The 20,321-nt window shown below is 67.2% G+C and carries 15 protein-coding genes; 13 read left to right on the top strand and 2 right to left on the bottom strand.

The genetic code is table 11. The features are described from left to right. The first annotated feature begins 41 nt into the window (after positions 1-41). The 12 genes from ACWEKS_RS38955 to nuoN all read left to right on the top strand — a co-directional run bounded on the left by ACWEKS_RS38955 (position 42) and on the right by nuoN (position 15,325). Positions 42-596 (top strand): NuoB/complex I 20 kDa subunit family protein, encoded by a 555-nt coding sequence (locus ACWEKS_RS38955; RefSeq protein WP_326311010.1) that lies wholly within the window; start codon positions 42-44, stop codon positions 594-596. Then, positions 593-1,342 carry an NADH-quinone oxidoreductase subunit C gene (locus tag ACWEKS_RS38960; RefSeq protein ID WP_452344744.1) on the top strand — a complete coding sequence of 250 codons (750 nt, stop codon included), beginning with the start codon at positions 593-595 and terminating at the stop codon, positions 1,340-1,342. The genes ACWEKS_RS38955 and ACWEKS_RS38960 overlap by 4 nt, the downstream gene beginning before the upstream one ends. Then, the gene (nuoD, locus tag ACWEKS_RS38965; RefSeq protein WP_452344745.1) at positions 1,342-2,673 is read left to right on the top strand and encodes an NADH dehydrogenase (quinone) subunit D; all 1,332 of its coding nucleotides are present in this window, start codon (positions 1,342-1,344) and stop codon (positions 2,671-2,673) included. Before ACWEKS_RS38960 ends, nuoD begins: the two co-directional genes overlap by 1 nt. Beyond that, complete coding sequence (gene nuoE, locus ACWEKS_RS38970) at positions 2,670-3,386, top strand: NADH-quinone oxidoreductase subunit NuoE (RefSeq protein WP_452344746.1); 717 nt, start codon at positions 2,670-2,672, stop codon at positions 3,384-3,386. The genes nuoD and nuoE overlap by 4 nt, the downstream gene beginning before the upstream one ends. Further along, positions 3,383-4,702, top strand: a complete 1,320-nt coding sequence (gene nuoF / locus ACWEKS_RS38975; RefSeq protein WP_452344747.1) for an NADH-quinone oxidoreductase subunit NuoF — start codon at positions 3,383-3,385, stop codon at positions 4,700-4,702. The genes nuoE and nuoF overlap by 4 nt, the downstream gene beginning before the upstream one ends. After that, positions 4,699-7,170, top strand: coding sequence for an NADH-quinone oxidoreductase subunit G (locus tag ACWEKS_RS38980; RefSeq protein WP_452344748.1), 2,472 nt, complete (start codon positions 4,699-4,701; stop codon positions 7,168-7,170). Before nuoF ends, ACWEKS_RS38980 begins: the two co-directional genes overlap by 4 nt. A gap of 79 nt (positions 7,171-7,249) precedes the next feature. Then, complete coding sequence (nuoH, locus tag ACWEKS_RS38985; RefSeq protein ID WP_452344779.1) at positions 7,250-9,010, top strand: NADH-quinone oxidoreductase subunit NuoH; 1,761 nt, start codon at positions 7,250-7,252, stop codon at positions 9,008-9,010. Further along, positions 9,007-9,882: an NADH-quinone oxidoreductase subunit J gene (locus ACWEKS_RS38990; protein ID WP_452344749.1), complete on the top strand. Its 876-nt coding sequence runs from the start codon at positions 9,007-9,009 to the stop codon at positions 9,880-9,882. Before nuoH ends, ACWEKS_RS38990 begins: the two co-directional genes overlap by 4 nt. Continuing rightward, positions 9,879-10,178 (top strand): NADH-quinone oxidoreductase subunit NuoK, encoded by a 300-nt coding sequence (gene nuoK, locus ACWEKS_RS38995; RefSeq protein WP_357010729.1) that lies wholly within the window; start codon positions 9,879-9,881, stop codon positions 10,176-10,178. The genes ACWEKS_RS38990 and nuoK overlap by 4 nt, the downstream gene beginning before the upstream one ends. Before the next feature lies 1 nt (position 10,179). Further along, the gene (gene nuoL / locus ACWEKS_RS39000) at positions 10,180-12,069 is read left to right on the top strand and encodes an NADH-quinone oxidoreductase subunit L (protein ID WP_452344750.1); all 1,890 of its coding nucleotides are present in this window, start codon (positions 10,180-10,182) and stop codon (positions 12,067-12,069) included. A 29-nt stretch (positions 12,070-12,098) separates the two neighbouring features. Further along, complete coding sequence (locus tag ACWEKS_RS39005) at positions 12,099-13,715, top strand: NADH-quinone oxidoreductase subunit M (RefSeq protein WP_452344751.1); 1,617 nt, start codon at positions 12,099-12,101, stop codon at positions 13,713-13,715. Then, positions 13,712-15,325 (top strand): NADH-quinone oxidoreductase subunit NuoN, encoded by a 1,614-nt coding sequence (gene nuoN, locus ACWEKS_RS39010; protein WP_452344752.1) that lies wholly within the window; start codon positions 13,712-13,714, stop codon positions 15,323-15,325. The genes ACWEKS_RS39005 and nuoN overlap by 4 nt, the downstream gene beginning before the upstream one ends. 49 nt (positions 15,326-15,374) lie before the next feature. Here nuoN and ACWEKS_RS39015 read toward each other — a convergent pair whose 3' ends face one another. Beyond that, positions 15,375-15,920: a hypothetical protein gene (locus ACWEKS_RS39015; RefSeq protein WP_452344753.1), complete on the bottom strand. Its 546-nt coding sequence runs from the start codon at positions 15,918-15,920 to the stop codon at positions 15,375-15,377. Between the two features lie 392 nt (positions 15,921-16,312). On the opposite strand from ACWEKS_RS39015, the gene ACWEKS_RS39020 reads away from it, so the two are divergent. Further along, the gene (locus ACWEKS_RS39020; protein WP_452344754.1) at positions 16,313-17,023 is read left to right on the top strand and encodes an SDR family NAD(P)-dependent oxidoreductase; all 711 of its coding nucleotides are present in this window, start codon (positions 16,313-16,315) and stop codon (positions 17,021-17,023) included. A gap of 36 nt (positions 17,024-17,059) precedes the next feature. Here ACWEKS_RS39020 and ACWEKS_RS39025 read toward each other — a convergent pair whose 3' ends face one another. Then, the gene (locus ACWEKS_RS39025) at positions 17,060-19,552 is read right to left on the bottom strand and encodes a patatin-like protein (protein ID WP_452344755.1); all 2,493 of its coding nucleotides are present in this window, start codon (positions 19,550-19,552) and stop codon (positions 17,060-17,062) included. Positions 19,553-20,321 lie beyond the last annotated feature (769 nt).

A 20,321-nucleotide genomic window follows, 5' to 3' on the forward strand; every position in this document is an offset into this window, starting at 1 on the left:
GTGCGAGACGGGGTGTCCCGATCCGGGAGATGTAGTCCGACATGGGTCTCGAGGAGAAGCTGCCCAGCGGGTTCCTGCTGAGCACGGTGGAAGATTTGGCCGGCTATCTGCGCAAGAGTTCGCTCTGGCCGGCGACGTTCGGCCTGGCGTGCTGCGCGATCGAGATGATGGCCACCGGCGGTGGGCGATTCGATATCGCCCGCTTCGGCATGGAGGCGTTCCGCGCCTCGCCGCGCCAGGCCGATCTGATGATCGTCGCGGGCCGGGTGAGCCAGAAGATGGCCCCGGTGCTGCGCCAGGTCTACGACCAGATGACCGAACCGAAATGGGTGCTGGCCATGGGTGTCTGCGCATCCTCGGGCGGCATGTTCAACAACTACGCCATCGTGCAGGGCGTCGACCACATCGTGCCGGTCGACATCTATCTGCCCGGCTGCCCGCCGCGGCCGGAGATGCTGTTGAACGCGATCCTGAAGCTGCACGAGAAGATTCAGGAGATGCCGCTCGGCGTCAATCGCGAGGAAGCCGTGCGCGAGGCCGAGCGCGCCGCGCTCGCCAGCACCCCGACCATTCAGTTGAAGGGGCTGCTGCGATGACCTTTGATGCACCTACCGGCACGGAGAGCCCCCCGGAGGCGGCGGTGGAACCGACTCAGAACACCCCGGAGACAACCGAAGCCGCCGAGCCCGCCGACGAGGTGATCGGCGTCCGCAAGGGCATGTTCGGTGTCTCCGGCACCGGCGACACCTCCGGCTACGGCCGGCTGGTCCGCACGGTCGCCATGCCCGGCGGCACGCCCGCGCCCTACGGTCCGGCCTTCGACGAGATCATCGCGAATCTGCGCCTGGCACTGGCGAAGACGTTCGACGTGGCCGTGGAGAAGATCGTCGTCTTCCGCGGCGAGCTGACCCTGCACATCCGCCGCGAGCACCTGGTGCTGGTGGCGAAGACGCTGCGCGACACCGAAGCGCTGCGCTTCGAGTTGTGCCTGGGTGTCAGCGGCGCGCACTACCCCGAGGAAACCGGGCGCGAGTTGCACGCGCTGTATCACCTCAACTCCATCACCCATAACCGCCGGGTGCGGCTGGAAGTCTCGGTGCCGGACGACGATCCGCACCTGCCCTCGCTGTACACGGTCTATCCGACCGTGGACTGGCACGAGCGGGAGACCTACGACTTCTTCGGCATCCTGTTCGACGGTCACCCCTCGCTGACCCGCATCGCCATGCCCGACGACTGGCGTGGCCACCCGCAGCGCAAGGACTATCCGCTCGGTGGGATCCCGGTCGAATACAAGGGCGCGCGCATCCCGCCGCCCGACGAGCGGAGGACGTACAGCTGATGAACGACATCGACGCCAAGTCCCGTCGCAACACCGAGGAACGACCCGAACACACGGTCACCGTGGTGGGAAACGACTGGGACGAGATCTCCGCTGCCCTGAACGGGGTCGCCGAAGAACGCATCGTCGTGAACATGGGCCCGCAGCACCCCTCCACGCACGGGGTGCTGCGGCTCATTCTCGAAATCGAGGGCGAGACCGTCACCGAGGCCCGCTGCGGCATCGGCTATCTGCACACCGGCATCGAGAAGAACCTCGAGTACCGCAGCTGGGTGCAGGGCACCACCTTCGTGACCCGCATGGACTACCTGTCGCCGTTCTTCAACGAGACGGCGTACTGCCTGGCGGTCGAGAAGCTGCTGGACATCACCGACGACATCCCCGAGCGCGCCAATGTCATCCGGGTGATGCTCATGGAGCTCAACCGCATCTCCTCGCATCTGGTCGCGCTGGCGACCGGCGGCATGGAACTGGGGGCGCTCACCCCCATGCTGTTCGGCTTCCGGGAACGCGAGCTGATCCTGGACGTGTTCGAGACCATCACCGGTCTGCGCATGAACCACGCCTTCATCCGGCCCGGCGGTATCGCCCAGGATCTGCCGGACGACGGCGTGCAGAAGGTGCGCGAGCTGCTGGACCTGCTGCCGAAGCGCCTGCGGGACATGGAACTTCTGCTCAATCAGAACCCCATCTGGAAGGCCCGTACCCGCAATGTCGGTTACCTGGACCTCACCGGGTGCATGGCGCTGGGCATCACGGGTCCGGTACTGCGCGCCACCGGCCTGCCGCACGATCTGCGCAAGTCCCAGCCCTACTGCGGTTACGAGAACTACGAGTTCGACGTCCAGGTCGACACCGGCTGCGACTGTTACGGCCGCTACCTCATCCGCGTCAACGAGATGAAGGAGTCGGTCAAGATCGTCGAGCAGTGCCTCGACAGGCTGCGGCCGGGCCCGGTCATGGTGGAGGACAAGAAGATTGCGTGGCCTGCCGATCTGCAGCTCGGGCCGGATGGCCTCGGCAATTCGCCGCAGTACATCGGCAAGATCATGGGCACCTCCATGGAGTCGCTCATCCACCACTTCAAGCTGGTGACCGAGGGCCTGCGCGTCCCGCCGGGCCAGGTGTACGTGGCGGTCGAATCACCGCGCGGCGAGCTGGGCGTGCACATGGTCAGCGACGGCGGCACCCGGCCCTACCGGGTCCACTACCGCGACCCCTCCTTCACGAATCTGCAAGCGGTGGCGGCGATGTGCGAGGGCGGCCTGGTGGCCGACGTGATCGCGTCCGTCGCCTCCCTCGACCCCGTGATGGGTGGTGTCGACCGATGACCGAGATCCTGCTCAACCTGACCACGCGGCCGATTCCCTACCCGGAGAAGGTGCGCGAGGGTCTGCAACTCGAGGCCCGCGAGATCATCGACCGGTACCCCCACCCGCGTTCTGCACTGCTTCCCCTTTTGCATCTGGTGCAATCGGTGGAGGGGTACGTCTCCGGGACCGGCATCGAATTCTGCGCCGAGCAGCTGGGATTGACCGATGCCGAGGTCACCGCGGTAGCCACGTTCTACTCGATGTACCGGCGCACGCCGACCGGCGACTATCACGTCGGTGTCTGCACGAACACACTGTGTGCGGTCATGGGCGGCGATCAGATCCTCGCGGAGCTGACGCAGCACCTGGGAATCACGCACGGAGAGACCACCGCCGACGGCGCGGTGACCCTCGAGCACATCGAGTGCAATGCGGCCTGCGATTACGCGCCGGTCGTCATGGTCAACTGGGAGTTCTTCGACAATCAGACCCCGGAATCGGCCAGAGGACTGGTGGATTCGCTGCGGCGCGGGGAACCCGCGACCGGATCGCGCAGCGGCATCCCGCTGTGCACCTTCCGCGAGACCGCCCGCATTCTCGCCGGATACGAGGACCAGCGGCCCGGCGCCACCGACGGCGCCGCCGGACCCGCCACTCTCGCGGGTCTGCATGTCGCCGAACGGGATCTGCATGTCGCGGAACAGAAGCCGACCGACGGAGGCGCGCAGTGACGACCGCTCTGACTCCAGTCCTCTCCAAGCACTGGGCGGACCCGGAGGGCTGGACCCTGGCGGCCTATCGCGGCCAGGGCGGGTACCGCGCACTGCCGAAGGCGCTGCGCATGAACCCGGACGAGGTCATCGCCACGGTGAAGGACTCCGGCCTGCGCGGCCGCGGCGGCGCGGGCTTCCCCACCGGCATGAAGTGGGGCTTCATCCCGCAGGGCCCCGGACCCGACGGCACCACCAAGCCGCACTACCTGGTGGTCAACGCCGACGAGTCGGAACCCGGCACCTGCAAGGACATTCCGCTCATGCTGGCGAGCCCGCACACCCTCGTCGAGGGCGTCATCATCGCCGCCTACGCCATTCGCGCCTCGCACGCCTTCATCTACGTGCGCGGCGAGGTGGTGACGGTGCTGCGCCGCCTGCAGGCGGCGGTCCAGCAGGCCTATGCCGCAGGCTATCTCGGCCGCGATATCCAGGGCTCCGGCTTCGACCTCGAGATCGTGGTGCACGCCGGTGCGGGCGCCTACATCTGCGGTGAGGAGACCGCCCTGCTGGATTCGCTCGAGGGCCGCCGCGGCCAGCCGCGCCTGCGTCCCCCGTTCCCGGCGGTGGCGGGTCTCTACGCCTGCCCGACCGTGGTCAACAATGTGGAATCCATTGCGTCCGTGCCGTCCATCATCGCCCATGGCGTGGACTGGTTCCGGTCGTTCGGCACCGAGAAGTCGCCGGGCTTCACCATCTACTCGCTCTCCGGTCACGTGACGCGACCGGGGCAGTACGAAGCGCCGCTCGGAATCACGTTGCGGGAGTTGCTGACCTACGCGGGTGGCATCCGCGCCGACCATGCCCTCAAGTTCTGGACGCCGGGCGGTTCGTCCACCCCGATCTTCACCGACGAGCACCTCGACGTTGCCCTCGACTACGAGGGTGTCTCGGCCGCGGGTTCCATGCTCGGCACCAAGGCCCTCCAGATCTTCGACGACACCACCTGCGTCGTGCGGGCGGTGTTGCGCTGGACCGAGTTCTACGCCCACGAATCCTGCGGTAAGTGCACCCCCTGCCGCGAGGGCACCTACTGGCTGGTCCAGCTGCTGCAGCGGCTGGAGAACGGCCGGGGCCACGAGACCGATCTGGACAAGCTCGCCGACATCGCCGACAACATCAACGGCAAGTCCTTCTGTGCCCTCGGCGACGGCGCGGCCAGCCCGATCTTCTCCTCCCTGAAGTACTTCCGCGACGAGTACGCCGAGCACATCCGCCTCGGCGCCTGCCCGTTCGACCCGGCCCGGTCCACCGTCTGGGCTGAAGGAGCGCGATGACCTCGACAGTGAGCTCCACGACCGGCGGCGGGGTGACCCCCACCGACATGGTGACCGTAACCATCGATGGCACAACGGTTGCCGTGCCCGCCGGCACCCTGGTGATCCGGGCCGCCGAACTCATCGGCACCCAGATCCCGCGGTTCTGCGACCATCCACTACTCGATCCCGTCGGCGCCTGTCGGCAGTGCCTGGTCGAGATCGAGGGACAGCGCAAGCCCGTCGCCTCCTGCACCCAGACGGTGGCCGAGGGCATGGTGATCCACACCCAGCTGACCTCCCCCGCCGCCGCCAAGGCACAGGAGGGAGTGATGGAGCTGCTGCTCATCAACCACCCCCTCGACTGCCCGGTCTGCGACAAGGGCGGCGAATGCCCGCTGCAGAACCAGGCCATGTCCACCGGCCGCGCCGAATCCCGCTTCGACGGCGAGAAGCGCACCTATCCCAAGCCGATTCCGCTGTCGGCGGCCATCCTGCTGGACCGGGAACGCTGCGTGCTGTGCGCGCGCTGCACCCGGTTCTCCCAGCAGGTGGCCGGTGACCCGTTCATCGAACTGATGGATCGCGGTGCGCTGCAACAGGTCGGCATCGCCGCCGGGGAGCCGTTGGACTCCTACTTCTCCGGCAACACCGTGCAGATCTGCCCGGTCGGCGCGCTCACCGGCTCGACCTACCGCTTCCGCGCCCGGCCCTTCGACCTGGTGTCCAGCCCGGCGGTGTGCGAGCACTGCGCCTCGGGCTGCGCCCAGCGCACCGACCACCGCCGCGGCAAGGTCATGCGCCGCCTCGCCGGTGACGACCCGCAGGTCAACGAGGAATGGAACTGCGACAAGGGCCGTTTCGCGTTCGCGTACGCCACCGAACCGGACCGGCTCACCACGCCCATGGTGCGCAGCTGGAAAGACGGGACGCTGCAGCCCGCCTCCTGGTCCGAGGCGATCAGGGCCGCGGCGCGCGGACTGGCGTCGGCACGCGGCAATGCCGGTGTGCTGATCGGCGGCCGCGTCACGCTCGAGGATGCCTACGCGTACTCCAAGTTCGCGCGAATCGCGTTGAACACCAACGATATCGACTTCCGCGCCCGCGAGCACTCGGGCGAGGAGGCCGACTTCCTGGCGGCTCGCATTGCGGGACAGGGCATCACGGTCGACTACGCGGCGCTCGAACGCGCCCCGTTCGTGCTCCTCGCGGGCTTCGAGGCCGAAGAGGAATCGCCGATGGTGTACCTGCGGCTGCGCAAGGCGGCCCGCAAGAACGGCACGCCGATCTACTCGCTGGCCCCCTACCTGACCCGCGGTCTGCAGCGCATGTCCGGCACCCTGCTGCTCACCGCGCCCGGCTCGGAACCGCATGTGCTGGAGGAGATCCGCACCGGTGAGGCCGATGCCGCCACCGCCGGATACACCGGTTTGCGCGAGATCGCGGGCTTGCTGCGCCAGCCCGGTGCCCTGATCCTGGTCGGCGAACGTCTCGGCGGCATCCCGGGTGGCCTGTCCGCGGCCGCCCGCCTGGCCGACGAGACCGGAGCCACCCTGGCGTGGATCCCCCGCCGTGCCGGTGAGCGCGGCGCGTTGGAGGCCGGCGCGCTTCCGGTGCTCCTGCCGGGCGGGCGGCCCGTCGCGGATTCCGCGGCGCGCCAGCAGGTTCGGGACGCGTGGAATGTCAACGATCTGCCCGCGGCTCCGGGCCGCGACACCAGCGCCATCCTGGCCGCCGCCCCGGCACTGGGCGCGCTGCTCATCGCGGGGGTGGAGGTCGGCGACCTGCCCGACCCGCACGCGGCCCTTTCGGCCATCGATGCCGCGAGCTTCGTGGTGTCGATGGAACTGCGCCGCAGCGATATCAGCGACCGCGCCGACGTCGTCTTCCCCGTCGCCTCGGCCATGGAGAAGAACGGCACCTTCCTCACCTGGGAGGGCCGCCACCGCCAGTTCGACGCCGCCCTGCGTGACGCCACCGTGCGCCGCGAGGCCGCGCCGATGCCCGAATACCGGGTGCTCGACGCCATCGCCACGGACATGGGGATCCGGCTCGGCCTGGCCGACGTGGCCAGTGCCCGAGCCGAATTGGCGGATCTGGGCGCGTGGGAAGGCCCGCCCGCCGCGACTCCGGTGCACCGCCCGCACCCCATCGCCCAGCCGCATGCGGGCACCGCGGTGCTCGCCTCCTGGCGCATGCTCGTCGACCGCGGCCGCCTCCAGGACGGCGAACCCAATCTGGCCGGCACCGCCCGCACCCCGGTGGTGCGGCTCTCGGCGCACACGGCCGCCGAGATCGGCGCCACCACCGGCGATCCGGTGACGGTCGGCAACGATCACGGCCACATCACCCTGCCCCTGGTCATCACCGAGATGCCCGACCGCGTGGTGTGGCTGCCCATGAATTCCCCCGGCTCCGACGTGCTGGTGCAGCTCGGCACCACGCCCGGACACCTCGTGCGCATCCGACGGGAGGACCACCGTGAGTGACCTGGCTGTGTCCATTTTGGCGGCCACGGGCCCCTCCGTGGTTACGCAGGCTGCCTCCTCCGGGGCTGACGTGACCGCCATGTTCGGCCACGACCCCTGGTGGCTGGTGCTGGTCAAATCGATCGGCATCTTCGTCTTCCTGCTGCTGATACCGATGCTCGCGGTGTACGCCGAACGCAAGATCGTGGCCTTCATGCAGATGCGCGTCGGCCCCAACCGGGTCGGCCCGCGCGGCAGCCTGCAGTCCATCGCCGACGGCGTCAAGATGCTTCTCAAGGAGGACATCGTCCCGGTCATCGTGGACAAGCCCATTTTCATTCTCGCGCCGGTGATCTCACTCATCCCGGCCGTGATGGCGTTCGCGGTGATCCCGTTCGGGCCGCAGGTCAGCATGTTCGGGCACCGCACGGCGCTGCAGCTGACCGATATGCCGGTGGGCGTGCTCTACATCCTGGCCATGGCCTCGGTCGGTGTGTACGGCATCGTGCTGGCGGGCTGGGCGTCGGGCTCCACCTATCCGCTGCTGGGCGGCCTGCGCTCCACCGCGCAGGTCATCTCCTACGAGATCGCGATGGCCCTGTGCTTCGCGGCGGTGTTCCTGCTCTCGGGCACCATGGCCACCTCGGGAATCGTCAAGGCGCAGAACGGAACCTGGTACGTCTTCCTGCTGCTGCCGTCGTTCCTGATCTACGCGGTGTCGATGGTCGGCGAGACCAACCGGGCGCCCTTCGACCTGCCCGAGGCCGAGGGCGAGCTGGTCGGCGGCTTCCACACCGAGTACTCCTCGCTCAAGTTCGCCATGTTCATGATGGCCGAGTACATCAACATGGCAACGGTTTCCGCGCTGGCCACCACGCTGTTCTTCGGCGGCTGGCACGCGCCGTTCCCGATCAGTCTGTGGGCGGGCGCGAACTCGGGCTGGTGGCCCATGCTGTGGTTCACCGCCAAGGTGTGGACGTTCCTGTTCGTGTTCATCTGGCTGCGCGGCACCCTGCCGCGACTGCGCTACGACCAGTTCATGAACCTGGGCTGGAAGCTGCTCATCCCGGTGTCGCTGGCCTGGGTCATGTACGTCGCCACGCTGAAGGTGCTGCAGGACAATGGGACCCACATCCAGACCGCGGGCATGGTGATCGGCGGGATCGTGGTCGCGGTCGTGCTGCTCGCGCTGGTCATCCGGGCCGGGCACGCGGGCGGCGACCGCACCAAGGCTTCGCCGGATCCGGACTCCACCCGGGCATACTCGGACTTCCCGGTGCCGCCGATGCCCGCCGCGCCCCCGGCGGCCACCGAGAAGGCCGGTCTGCTGGAACCGCTCGGCGGCTTCCTGGTCACGGCCTCGACCATGTTCAAGAAGCCGAACACGGAGCTGTATCCCGAGGTCAAAACCCCGACCGCGCCGCGCTATCACGGCCGGCACCAGCTCAACCGGCACCCGGACGGTCTCGAGAAGTGCATCGGCTGCGAGCTCTGCGCGTGGGCCTGCCCCGCCGACGCCATCTATGTCGAGGGCGCGGACAACACCGACGAGGCACGCTTCTCCCCCGGTGAGCGTTACGGCCGCGTCTACCAGATCAACTATCTGCGCTGCATCGGCTGCGGCCTGTGCATCGAGGCCTGCCCGACCCGGGCACTGACCATGACCAACGAATACGAGCTCGCCGACGACAATCGCGCCGACCTCATCTACGAGAAGCAGGACCTCCTCGCGCCGATGCAGCCGGGCATGATCGCCCCGCCGCACGCCATGTATCCCGGCGCGGACGAGGGCTCCTACTACCGCGGTGAAGTCCCGGGCGCCACAGGCGAACTCACCGGAGCGGAAGGGGCGCAGCAATGATCGACCACCTGTCCCAGCCGGCCCAGCAGATCGTCACCCACACCTCCACCGGTGAGGCGGTGCAGTTCTGGATCCTCGCCGTGGTCGCGGTGCTGGGCGCGCTCGGCATGGTGTGCGCGCGCAAGGCCGTGCACTCGGCACTGTGCCTGGCCGCCACCATGATCACGCTGTCCGCGTTCTACATCGCCCAGAGCGCGCTGTTCCTGGGCATCGTGCAGATCGTCGTGTACACCGGCGCGGTCATGATGCTGTTCCTGTTCGTGCTCATGCTCGTCGGCGTGGATTCCGCCGAGTCACTGCGGGAGACGCTGCGCGGGCAGCGGCTCGCGGTCATCGTGGTGGGCATCGGTTTCGGCATGCTGCTCATCGGCGGCATCGCGCACGGGATGTCCGGCAAGAGCGTCGCCGAGACCGGGCCCGGCCTGGGCGGCAACTACAGCATCGGGGCGCTGGCCGAACTCATCTTCGTTCGCTACGTGTGGGCGTTCGAGCTGACCGGCTCGCTGCTCATCACCGCCACCATCGGCGCCATGGTGCTCGCGCACCGCGAGAAGTTCGGGCCGCCCACCGATCAGCGCACACTGTCGAAGGAACGCTTCCGCCAGGGCACCCGGGTCACGCCGCTGCCGACGCCCGGCGTGTACGCCCGCCACAATGCGGTCGACGCCCCCGCGCGACTGCCGGACGGCTCCTTCGAGGAGCTGTCGGTCAGCACCATCCTGCGGCACCGGCGCAACCGGGCCCACACCGAAGCCGTGGTGCTCACCGTCGGCAATGGCAGTGACACTCACCGGAACGGCAACGGCCACAACGGCACCGACGCGAACGGCAGCCAGGACGGCAAAGACTCCCACGAGGAAGGCTTGCGGTGAATCCGGACAACTATCTGTATCTCTCGGCCCTGCTCTTCACCATCGGCGCGGCCGGAGTCCTGGTGCGGCGCAACGCCATCGTGGTGTTCATGTGTATCGAGCTCATGCTCAACGCGGTGAACCTGGCCTTCGTCACCTTCGCCCGCACGCACGGCAACCTCGACGGCCAGGTGTTCGCCTTCTTCACCATGGTGGTCGCCGCCGCCGAGGTCGTGGTCGGCCTGGCCATCATCATGAGCATCTTCCGTGCCCGCCGCTCGACCTCGGTCGACGACGCGAACCTGCTGCGGTACTGACATGGATACCGCACAGATGACGCTGTGGCTGCTGCCGGCGCTCCCGCTCGCCGGCGCCGTGGTCCTGCTGCTGCTCGGCAGGATCAGCGACACGTGGGGTCACCTCGTGGGCACGCTCATGGCGCTGGCCTCGTTCGTGGTGGCGGCCCGGGCGTTCAGCGACATGCTGGATCGGTCGGATGCGCAACGGGCCGTGCACTACAGCCTGTTCGAGTGGCTGCCGGTGACCGGGCTGAAGGTGGACTTCGCCCTGCAACTGGATCAGTTGTCGATGTGCTTCGCGCTGCTGATCACCGGCGTGGGCTCGCTGATCCACATCTACTCGGTCGGCTACATGGCCCACGATCCGGGACGGCGGCGCTTCTTCGCCTACCTCAACCTGTTCCTGGCCGCCATGCTGGTGCTGGTCCTCGCCGGCAACTACCTGGTGCTGTACCTGGGCTGGGAAGGCGTCGGCCTGGCGTCCTACCTGCTGATCGGGTTCTGGTACGAGAAGCCTTCCGCCGCAACGGCGGCCAAGAAGGCGTTCGTGGTCAACCGGGTCGGCGACATGGGGCTGGCCATCGCGCTCATGGTCATGTTCGCGACCTTCGGGAGCATCGACTTCGGGACCGTGTTCGGGGCCGCCGGGCAGGCCGGCACCGGAACCCTCACGGCCATCGGGCTGCTGCTGCTCCTCGGAGCCTGCGGCAAGTCCGCGCAGGTGCCGCTGCAGTCCTGGCTCGGGGACGCGATGGAGGGCCCGACGCCCGTGTCGGCGCTCATCCACGCGGCAACCATGGTCACCGCCGGTGTCTACCTGATCGCCCGCTCGAACCCGATCTTCGATCTGGCTCCCGGCGCACAGGCCGCCGTAATGGCAGTCGGCGCAATCACTTTGCTGTTCGGCGCCATCATCGGCTGCGCCAAGGACGACATCAAGAAGGCCCTCGCGGCCTCGACCATGAGCCAGATCGGCTACATGGTCCTCGCCGCCGGGCTCGGCCCGATCGGCTACGCGGCGGCCATCATGCACCTGCTCACGCACGGCTTCTTCAAGGCCGGACTGTTCCTCGGCGCGGGCTCGGTCATGCACGCCATGGACGACGAGACCGATATGCGCCGCTACGGCGGACTGCGCAAACTGCTGCCCGTCACCTACGTCACCTTCGGGCTGGGATACCTTGCCATCCTGGGTGTTCCGCCGTTCGCCGGGTTCTGGTCCAAGGACCGGATCATCGAGGCGGCGTTCGCGCACGGCGGATTCGGCGGCATCATCACCGGCTTCGCCGCACTGTGCGGCGCGGGCATCACCGCCTTCTATATGACCCGCGTCATGATCCTCACGTTCTTCGGCGAACGCCGCTGGCGTGCAGGCGTGCACCCGCACGAGGCGCCCGCCTCCATGACCGGGCCGATGATCCTGCTGGCCTTCGGCTCGGTGTTCTCCGGCATGCTCTTCGCCTACGGCTCCTCACTCACCAACTGGCTGGCCCCGGTCGTCGGTGAGCATCACGCCGAACCGTTCATCCCGTCCTGGGCGATCACCTTCTTCGCGCTGGCGGTGGTGGCGGCCGGCATCTGGGTGGCCTACGACCAGTACGCACACGGCAAGATCCCCGAAACCGCCCCTGCCGCAGGCCCGCTCGTCGAGGCCGCACGCCGCGACCTCTACGGCGACGCCGCCAACGAGGCCGCGTTCATGCGCCCCGGCCAGCACCTGACCCGGTCGCTGGTGTTCGTCGACAACCGCGGCATCGACGGCCTGGTCAACACCACGGCCGCCGTCATCGGCGGCCTGTCGGCCCGGATCCGGCGCGTGCAAACCGGTTTCGTGCGCTCCTACGCCCTGTCCATGTTCACCGGCGCGGCCCTGGTGGTCGCCGCCCTGCTGGCGGTGAGGTTCCTGTGAACGACCTTGCTAGTTCATCGTTGGGCGCCGTGCGGGAATTCCCCTGGCTCACCACGCTGTGGGCGGTGCCCCTCGCCGGAGCCGCACTCGCACTGCTGTTTCCGGCGGGCCGGCGCACCGGGGTGCGGGTCTTCGCACTGCTGGTCTCGCTGGGCACCCTCGGCATCGCCATCTGGCTGGCCACCCGGTTCGAAACCGGCGGCGCCCAATACCAATTCGTCGAGAAGCAGCAGTGGATCCCGGCCTTCGGGGCGGGCTACACCCTCGGCATGGACGGCATCGCGCTGGTCCTGGTCCTGTTGACCACAGGGCTGGTGCCCCTGCTGCTGCTCGCCGGATGGCAGGACGAGCGTGAGGTCGGCAGCGGCCCGCGGGTCGCGCACTACTACGTGGCGCTCACCCTCGTCGTCGAATCCATGGTGCTGATCTCGTTCACCGCGTTGGACATCCTGCTGTTCTACGTGTTCTTCGAGGTCATGCTCATTCCGATGTACTTCCTCATCGGCGGCTTCGGGCCGCGGACGGGGGATGCGGCGGTGCGGCAGCAGCGGTCGCGGGCCGCGGTGAAGTTCCTGCTGTACAACCTGTTCGGCGGGCTCATCATGCTGTCGGCGGTCATCGGGCTGTACGTCATCACCGCACGCGACAAGCTCGGCAGCAATGGCGGCGGCACCTTCGACTTCCGGACGGTCATGGAGGCCGCCAACTCCGGACACCTCGGTGCGACGCCCGCGGTGCTGAACGCGCTGTTCCTGGGCTTCATGTTCGCCTTCGCGGTGAAGGCCCCGCTGTGGCCGCTGCACACCTGGCTGCCCGACGCCGCGGTGTCGGCCACCCCGGCCAGTGCGGTGCTCATGATGGCGGTGGTCGACAAGGTCGGCACCTTCGGCATGCTGCGCTACTGCCTGCTGCTGTTCCCTTCCGCCACTTCGACTTACGCGCCGCTGATCAGCGTGCTCGCGGTGATCGGGATCATCTACGGCGCGCTGCTGGCCATCGGCCAGACCGACGTCATGCGACTGATCGCCTACACCTCGATCTCGCACTTCGGGTTCATCATTCTCGGCATTTTCGCGCTCACCACCCAGGGCGGCACCGGCGCGACGCTGTACATGGTCAACCACGGCATCTCCACCGCGGCGCTGTTCCTGATCGCCGGATTCCTGGTGTCGCGCCGGGGAACCCGGCTCATCGCCGCGTTCGGCGGTGTCCAGAAGGTCGCACCCATCCTGGCGGGCACCTTCCTCATCTCCGGCCTGGCCACCCTCTCGCTGCCCGGTCTCGCACCGTTCATCAGCGAATTCCTGGTCCTGATCGGCACATTCACCCGGTACCCGGTGGCGGCCGTCTTCGCGGCCTCCGCGCTGGTGCTGGCGGCGCTGTACGTGCTGTGGATGTACCAGCGCATGATGACCGGCCCGGTGAAGGAGGGCAACGAGCGGCTCTACGACCTGCTTCCCCGTGAATTGGTGGTCGTGGTCCCGCTCATCCTCGCCCTGCTGTTCCTGGGCGCGTACCCGAAACCGGCGCTGGACCGGATCGATCCGGCCGTCGCCCACACCCTCACCACCATCGGACAGCACAACCCGGCGCCGGCCGTGCAGCCGGAAGCCGCCCAGACGACCACGGGAGGTGCCCACAAATGAGTGGAGGTCTGCTGCTCGCCGCGACAGTCCCGGCACCGAGCATCGAATACCGAGACCTGTCCCCGATGCTGATCGTGTTCGGCGTCGCCGTCGCGGGTGTCCTGGTGGAAGCCTTCGCGCCCCGGCGATCCCGATACGGGATCCAGCTGGTGCTCGGACTGGGCGGCTTGGCCGTCGCGCTCGGCGCGGTGATCGGACTGCGCGATGTCCGCGAGACGGCGGTCGTGGGCGCGGTTGCCATCGACGGGGTTTCCCTGTTCCTGCAGGGCACCATCCTCGTCGTCGGCATCCTCGGACTGCTGTTCATCGCCGAACGCCACGCCGACCGCATGCCGGTGCGGCGGGAAGGGCCCGGCACCTGGAGCCTGACCGCCTCGCGCGGCGGGGTGGACGCCTTCACCCCGCAGGCGGCGGCCACGCCCGGCAGCGTCGACGAAATCGCCGCCACCAAAGCCGGAGTCGCCACCACCGAGGTCTTCCCCCTCACCCTGTTCGCGCTCGCCGGTCTCATGCTGTTCCCGGCCTCGAACGACCTGCTCACCATGTTCGTGGCGCTGGAAGTGCTGTCGCTGCCGCTGTACCTGCTGTGCGGGCTGGCGCGGCGGCGCCGGCTGCTGTCGCAGGAGGCCGCGCTGAAATACTTCCTGCTGGGCTCGTTCTCGTCGGCCTTCTTCCTCTACGGCATGGCGCTGCTGTACGGCTACGCCGGCACCATCCGCCTGGCAGGGATTGCCGAAGCCGTCACCCGCGATGCCGGAAACTCGCACACCCTGGCCATTCTCGGCATCGCCATGCTGGCGGTGGGCCTGCTGTTCAAGATCGGCGCGGTCCCGTTCCAGTCCTGGGTGCCCGACGTCTACCAGGGCGCGCCGACCTCGATCACCGCATTCATGGCCGCCGCCACCAAGATCGCCGCAGTCGGTGCATTGCTGCGCGTGCTGTACGTGGCGGTCCCCGACCTGCGCAACGACTGGCGGCCGGTGCTCGCGGCGGTCGCCATCGCCACCATGGTCGTCGGCGCGATCCTCGCCATCACCCAGACCGACATGAAGCGCATGCTCGCGTATTCCTCGGTGGCACATGCCGGATTCATCCTGACCGCCCTGGTGGCCGCGACCACAGCGGGCGTCTCGTCCGTCCTGTTCTACCTCGCCGTCTACGGCCTCGGCACCCTCGGCGGCTTCGCCGTGGTCAGTCTGGTCCGCGACGAGAACGGTGACGAGGCAACGGCGTTGCCCGCCTGGGCCGGCATGGGCCGGCGCTCCCCCTGGCTGGCGACCATCTTCTCCCTGTTCTTGCTGTCCTTCGCCGGTATCCCGCTCACCAGCGGCTTCATCGCCAAGTTCGGCGTGTTCGCCGCGGCCACCGGCGGCGATGCCGCCACCCTGGTCATCGTCGGTGTCATCTCCAGCGCCATCGCGGCCTTCTTCTACATCCGCGTGATCGTCCTGATGTTCTTCACCGACCCGCCGGCCACCCCGCCCACCGTCGTCTACCCCACCCTGACCAGCACGGTCATCGCCCTCACCGCCGCGGCCACCCTGGTCCTCGGCATCTTCCCCCAACCCTTGCTCGACCTGGCCAAGAACGCCTCGACCTTCACCCGCTGAGCCTCGGCCAATCGATCGGGCCCGCCGCGACATTCGCGGCGGGCCCGATTCATGCTGTCGCCCGGTACGGCGATGTCGGGTTATTGGCGATCCAGGTCAGGTATTTGTCCTGCACCCCCCGGTACAGATCGGTGAGGATGCCGTCGGGCGTTGCGGCGGGCCCCTCGGGGCGGCCCTGCGCGATGGCTATCTCGATCGCGCTGTGTGGTGCGATGCAGGCGAGGTAGCCGGCGCAACGGACCATCGGCCAGACCAGCACGTCGGGCGGTGCGTTGTCGAGCACGTTGGTCCACGAACCGTCGAACTGACGCACGAACACTTCCCCGACGAACCGTCCGAACCGATCGATCAGAGCGCGATTCTCAGGGGCGAGGATGCCACGACGATCCACGATCCGTGTCCGTGCCACCCGCACCGCCGCCTGCAGCCCCTGCAGTGTCCAGGGGTCGTCGAGCGCGCCCACACTCGGCGCGTCCTGCGCGAAGAACAACTCCAGCGCAGCGGAATGCCCAGCCAACCAGGCATCATAATCGTCCAAAAGCAATTCGGCCGACAACGAAACCTGTTGCACAACACCATCATCGAGGATCGCCATTGCCCTGCCCCTTTCGGAATTCGGGCTGCCACCAGACCCACCGAGCTCACCGGCAGCCCTACCGCCGACAACACAACCCCAGACCACTGCGCCGGTCCTCGTACCCGACGCCCGACCGCCGCGCAGCAAACCAATAGCACCCTTCGAGCTCATTCCCGAATCCTCGGCGGCGAACATGGCTCAAGTGGGAAGATCACCGTAACGGACAAATGAGCACATAACTCCCCTCGAGATCGAACGGATACAGAGCCCAACGACAGCTACCTGTCGGTGACCACCCGTGCCCTGTGACCAGGCATCAAGCGATCTCCGTCGTTCTTTACGGCCGCCATGACCGCAACATGGCGTCCGGGGGTTGACTTGGAGTGTGCTCCAAATTCTAGGTTCGGGGCATGAGCAAAATCCTTGTGACTGGAGCCAACAAAGGGATCGGCTTCGAGACTGCGCGGCGGCTCGTAGCGGACGGGCACACGGTGTATCTCGGGAGCCGGGACGCCGAGCGGGGGCGGCAGGCGGCGAAAGAGGTGGGGGCGCAGGCGATTCGGATCGATATCACCGATGAGGGTTCCGTGGTCGCGGCTGCGGAGGAGATCCGGGCCGAGGGTGGGCTGGATGTGCTGGTCAACAATGCGGGTGTCCAGGCGGAGATGAGTGCCGACGGGCTTGTGGTCGGGGCGGCCGGGCTGACGGCGGAGATCATGCGGGAGACGTTCGAGACCAATGTGTTCGGGACGGTGCGAGTGCTGCACGCGTTTCTGCCGGTGCTGCAGGAGTCCGCGGCGGCGGTGGTCGTCAATGTCAGCAGTGGGCTGGCCTCGCTGACCGGGGTCGCCACGCCGGGCAGTCCGGCCTATGCGTATCCCGGTGTGGCCTATCCGGCGTCGAAGACGGCGGTCAATATGCTGACCATTCAGTACGCCAAGGCTTTTCCGTGGCTGCGCATCAATTCGGTCGAGCCCGGCTACACGAAGACCGATCTGAACAACAACAGCGGTCATCAGACAGTTCAGGAAGCGGCCGAGATCATCCTGCGGATGGCGCTGATCGGCGCGGACGGCCCGACCGGCGGCTTCTTCGATATCAATGGGCCGCTGCCCTGGTAGTCCTGCCCGCTGAAGATCAGCCGCCGGCTGTTTTCGCTATGGCCAGCGTGCGGCGTCACCGCCTTCGGCGATCTCGGCGCTGAGCACCGGAATCTGTGCGCGGAGGGACTCGATCAATTGCGCCGGGATCCGCCGGAGATCGTCTTCGGTCGTCAGCACAGCAGACAGCGCCTGCGGGAGCAGGGTTCGGCCCAGTGGTGTTCCGTCCGGGAATGTTTCGTCGAGGGTGCGGAGTATCAGCTCGGCGGCGTCGAGCCGGCCCCACAGGTAGTCGTTCTCCCGGTCGGGTGCGTGGGCGAACGCGCCGAAGTGGTGCAGCTCGACACCCTTGAGCTTGCCCGCGCCGAGCGGCTGGAGTGCGGTCGCGCGAAGGGGGCTGAACTGAGTCATCGGAACGGGAGTGAATTGCGGTAGATACGCCAACGAGATCGTCGGGAACAACAGCCCGTCCCAGAGCGGGAAGCCCAGGTACCGGCTGGCCAGCAGGATGCGATCGCGCTTGTTCCACTCCTGAGTCGTCGCCGCGAACGCGTCCCAGAGCGCCTGTCCACCGTTTCCGAGTCTTTCCTGAATCTGTTCTGCGTAAGCGGTTTTGAGGTCGGTGAAACTCTTCGCGTTCTCCTCGCGTCCGGCGAAGTCCTCCGGCGTCCGGAACCTCTCGCCCTCGAACAAGTTGGCCTGCAACCGTTGTGGGCGCAGAAAGTCGAGCAGTCCCTGGTCGGCCAGGGCTCGAATCGCGGCGACGGGTGCAGCGGTTATCTCATCGAGCTGCGACCATGCCTGGCCCTTGAGATCGTTGATATCCGCCCGCGGCGGCCCGCCCTCGGCCGTATAGAGGTGGTTGAGCCCGGCGAGGATGAACATGACCCGGCGGTGCCGATACGGGGTATCGATGTGTTGCAGGAGCGTGGACAGTTCTGCGGAGTCGTTGGCGGTCCAGCATGGTTGCCGGCGCAGCCAGGCGGCCATGGCGCATCGGATGAACACCGCGGTCCCCGATTCGCCGGGCAACGCGAAATGTTGCACGATCGCGTCCGCGATGCATCGGGCGGCCGCCTCGACTTTCAGCCGTTGATAGGTATTCCAGGTCGAACCGAGTGCGGCTACGGCTTCGGCGTGCATGTTGGCCGAAACCTCCTGAAATTTCTCCTGGTCCCGCAAGAACCCGAGTGCGGGCATTGCCTCGATGGCCGTACCGAGATCTTTCGAATCGACCTGTGGCGCAGCCTGTTCGCACCCGGGTATCGATGCGACGGCAGCGCTGATCCGGTCGAGCACCTCGACCTCCTGGCGCATGGCGATGGCGCCCATCTCGGTGATCTTCTCGTTCATGTCACGCAGTCGGATCAGATCTCTGATCAGTGATCGGCTGCCCCTGATTCCGACGAGCACTTTCTGAACATCCGCTGCCCAACTGCGTTTCGCGGCCTTGCCGCTGTTGGTGTCGGCAGGTGGAGCCGAGAGAGCGCATCCCGGATCCGGCTCGATGTAGACGAGCCGGCGATGCACCTCGGTGGACGACCGCCTGCGGCTGATCGCGTCGACGACGAGGTCGAACGGCGCGTTGTCGAGCACGCCACCGTCCACGAACCAGGCGGCGTCCGCGTTACGGCCGTCTTCTTGATAGCTGTAGTGGAAGAGATCGGTATTCACGCGTGCGCCACCAGGAAACTGAGCCTGGGCCGGAAAAGTTCCAGGATTGACCGGTTCGAACGCACCGGGGAAGGCGGAGGTCGCCCTCGCCGCGAAGGACAGGGTCGGTGTCGCCTGCGGGCCGAATGCGTCTTTATTGTTGTCGTCCCGGATGAACTCGAGTACCTGCGCATGTTCCCGGTCCCGCTGGCCCACACCGCCATCGCTCGACGCCACCGCTACGTCGAATCCGTTCAGATCGGTCGTGGTCACGAAGAGCGACAACTCACCGGTTCGCGAAATCAGCGTTTCGGCCGCGGGCCCGCGCGAATTCGCCGACCAAGCGACCGGTCGCTTCTCATCCATCCCGGCCAGCGCCTGATACAGGAGCCGCGACATGACTTCGCCGTTCAATACCGCGCGATCGGTCCAGAAGGTCGCCAACTTGCCGATGAACGCCAGCGCCGTGCGCAGCTTCGGCCCGCCGATATGCACACTGCGGGCCAATATTCCCAGATCGGCCTCGTCTATCCAGAGCCGCTTCAACGGTCCCTGATCCGCGTTCTGCGCGATGGCCTTGCCGAGGACCACGCCGTTGATGCCTCCGGCGGAGGTTCCGGCGATGATGTCGATCCCGACCGACAGCGGCTGCCCCTTCGCCCGCATCCGCGAAAGGACTTCGAAGTAAACACTTTCCGTATCCGATGGTTGACCATCGGCTCCCATGAACGGATTCACGACCTGCGAGTCGCTTTCCAGAATTTGATCCAGAGCACGCGATGCGCGGACGAGTTTGTGCAGTTCTTTAGTTATGCCATGCATATAAATGGCAAGCGATACACCGCCATAGCAGACGAGCGCTATGCGCAGTTCAGCAGGTTCGGCATCCCGAGACATCGAGGTCCCCCCTTATTGAGACGCCCGGATAGTTGATGCCATCACCCTATCCCCCGACCGCCTGGGCAACCTGAGTATTGCACTACTCGATTCGATCCGGAGCCTTCCAATAATCTGGACTGCCGACCAGAATAGTGACGCAGTCTATTCCTGAACACCTATCACAATCAAAGTTCGGTCACGGCATTGTCTTCCAGTGGATTCGCGGCTCGAATGTCCCCGTACCGGTCCGGGATTGGACCAGCGGCCCCGCCGCGCGATCTCCTGGTCATTGGCCCCGCCGCTCAGCTCGACCAGTCGTGAGGAACGGCCTCAACTACGAGCTGCGGCCGTCCTCCGCGCATGACCGACCGGTCGTGCCAAGCCGGAGACCTTGCGTGCCTACCAGCTTTCCCGAGATGCCAGGCCCAGCCGGATACGCGAAACTCGTTGGCACCGGCGGAACTTCGCGCCCGCCGGCATTGATCCGGGCACTACGCGGCGCACTGCGCGCGGCACCGCGCAGGAAATGCACCCCCGTGTCACCGGCGGCAGACTTCAGACTCCCCGCCACCGGTGACGCCGTAGGACCTCCGGTGCCCAGCAGTTGCGCTGGGCAGCGCGTGCAGTGTCAGGGCAGCTCGGCCCGGACGCCGTCTCCGCAGCGTCCGGGCCGTCGCGCCATCGGGTACCCAATACAAGCAGGCACCGCCACGTCGGCGGGGCCGAGATCGGTTCGAAAACGCGGTGGCCCGCCGCGGTGACATGGCTGCATGCATTCTGGACACCG

It is taken from the genome of Nocardia sp. NPDC004711 (assembly GCF_053601595.1).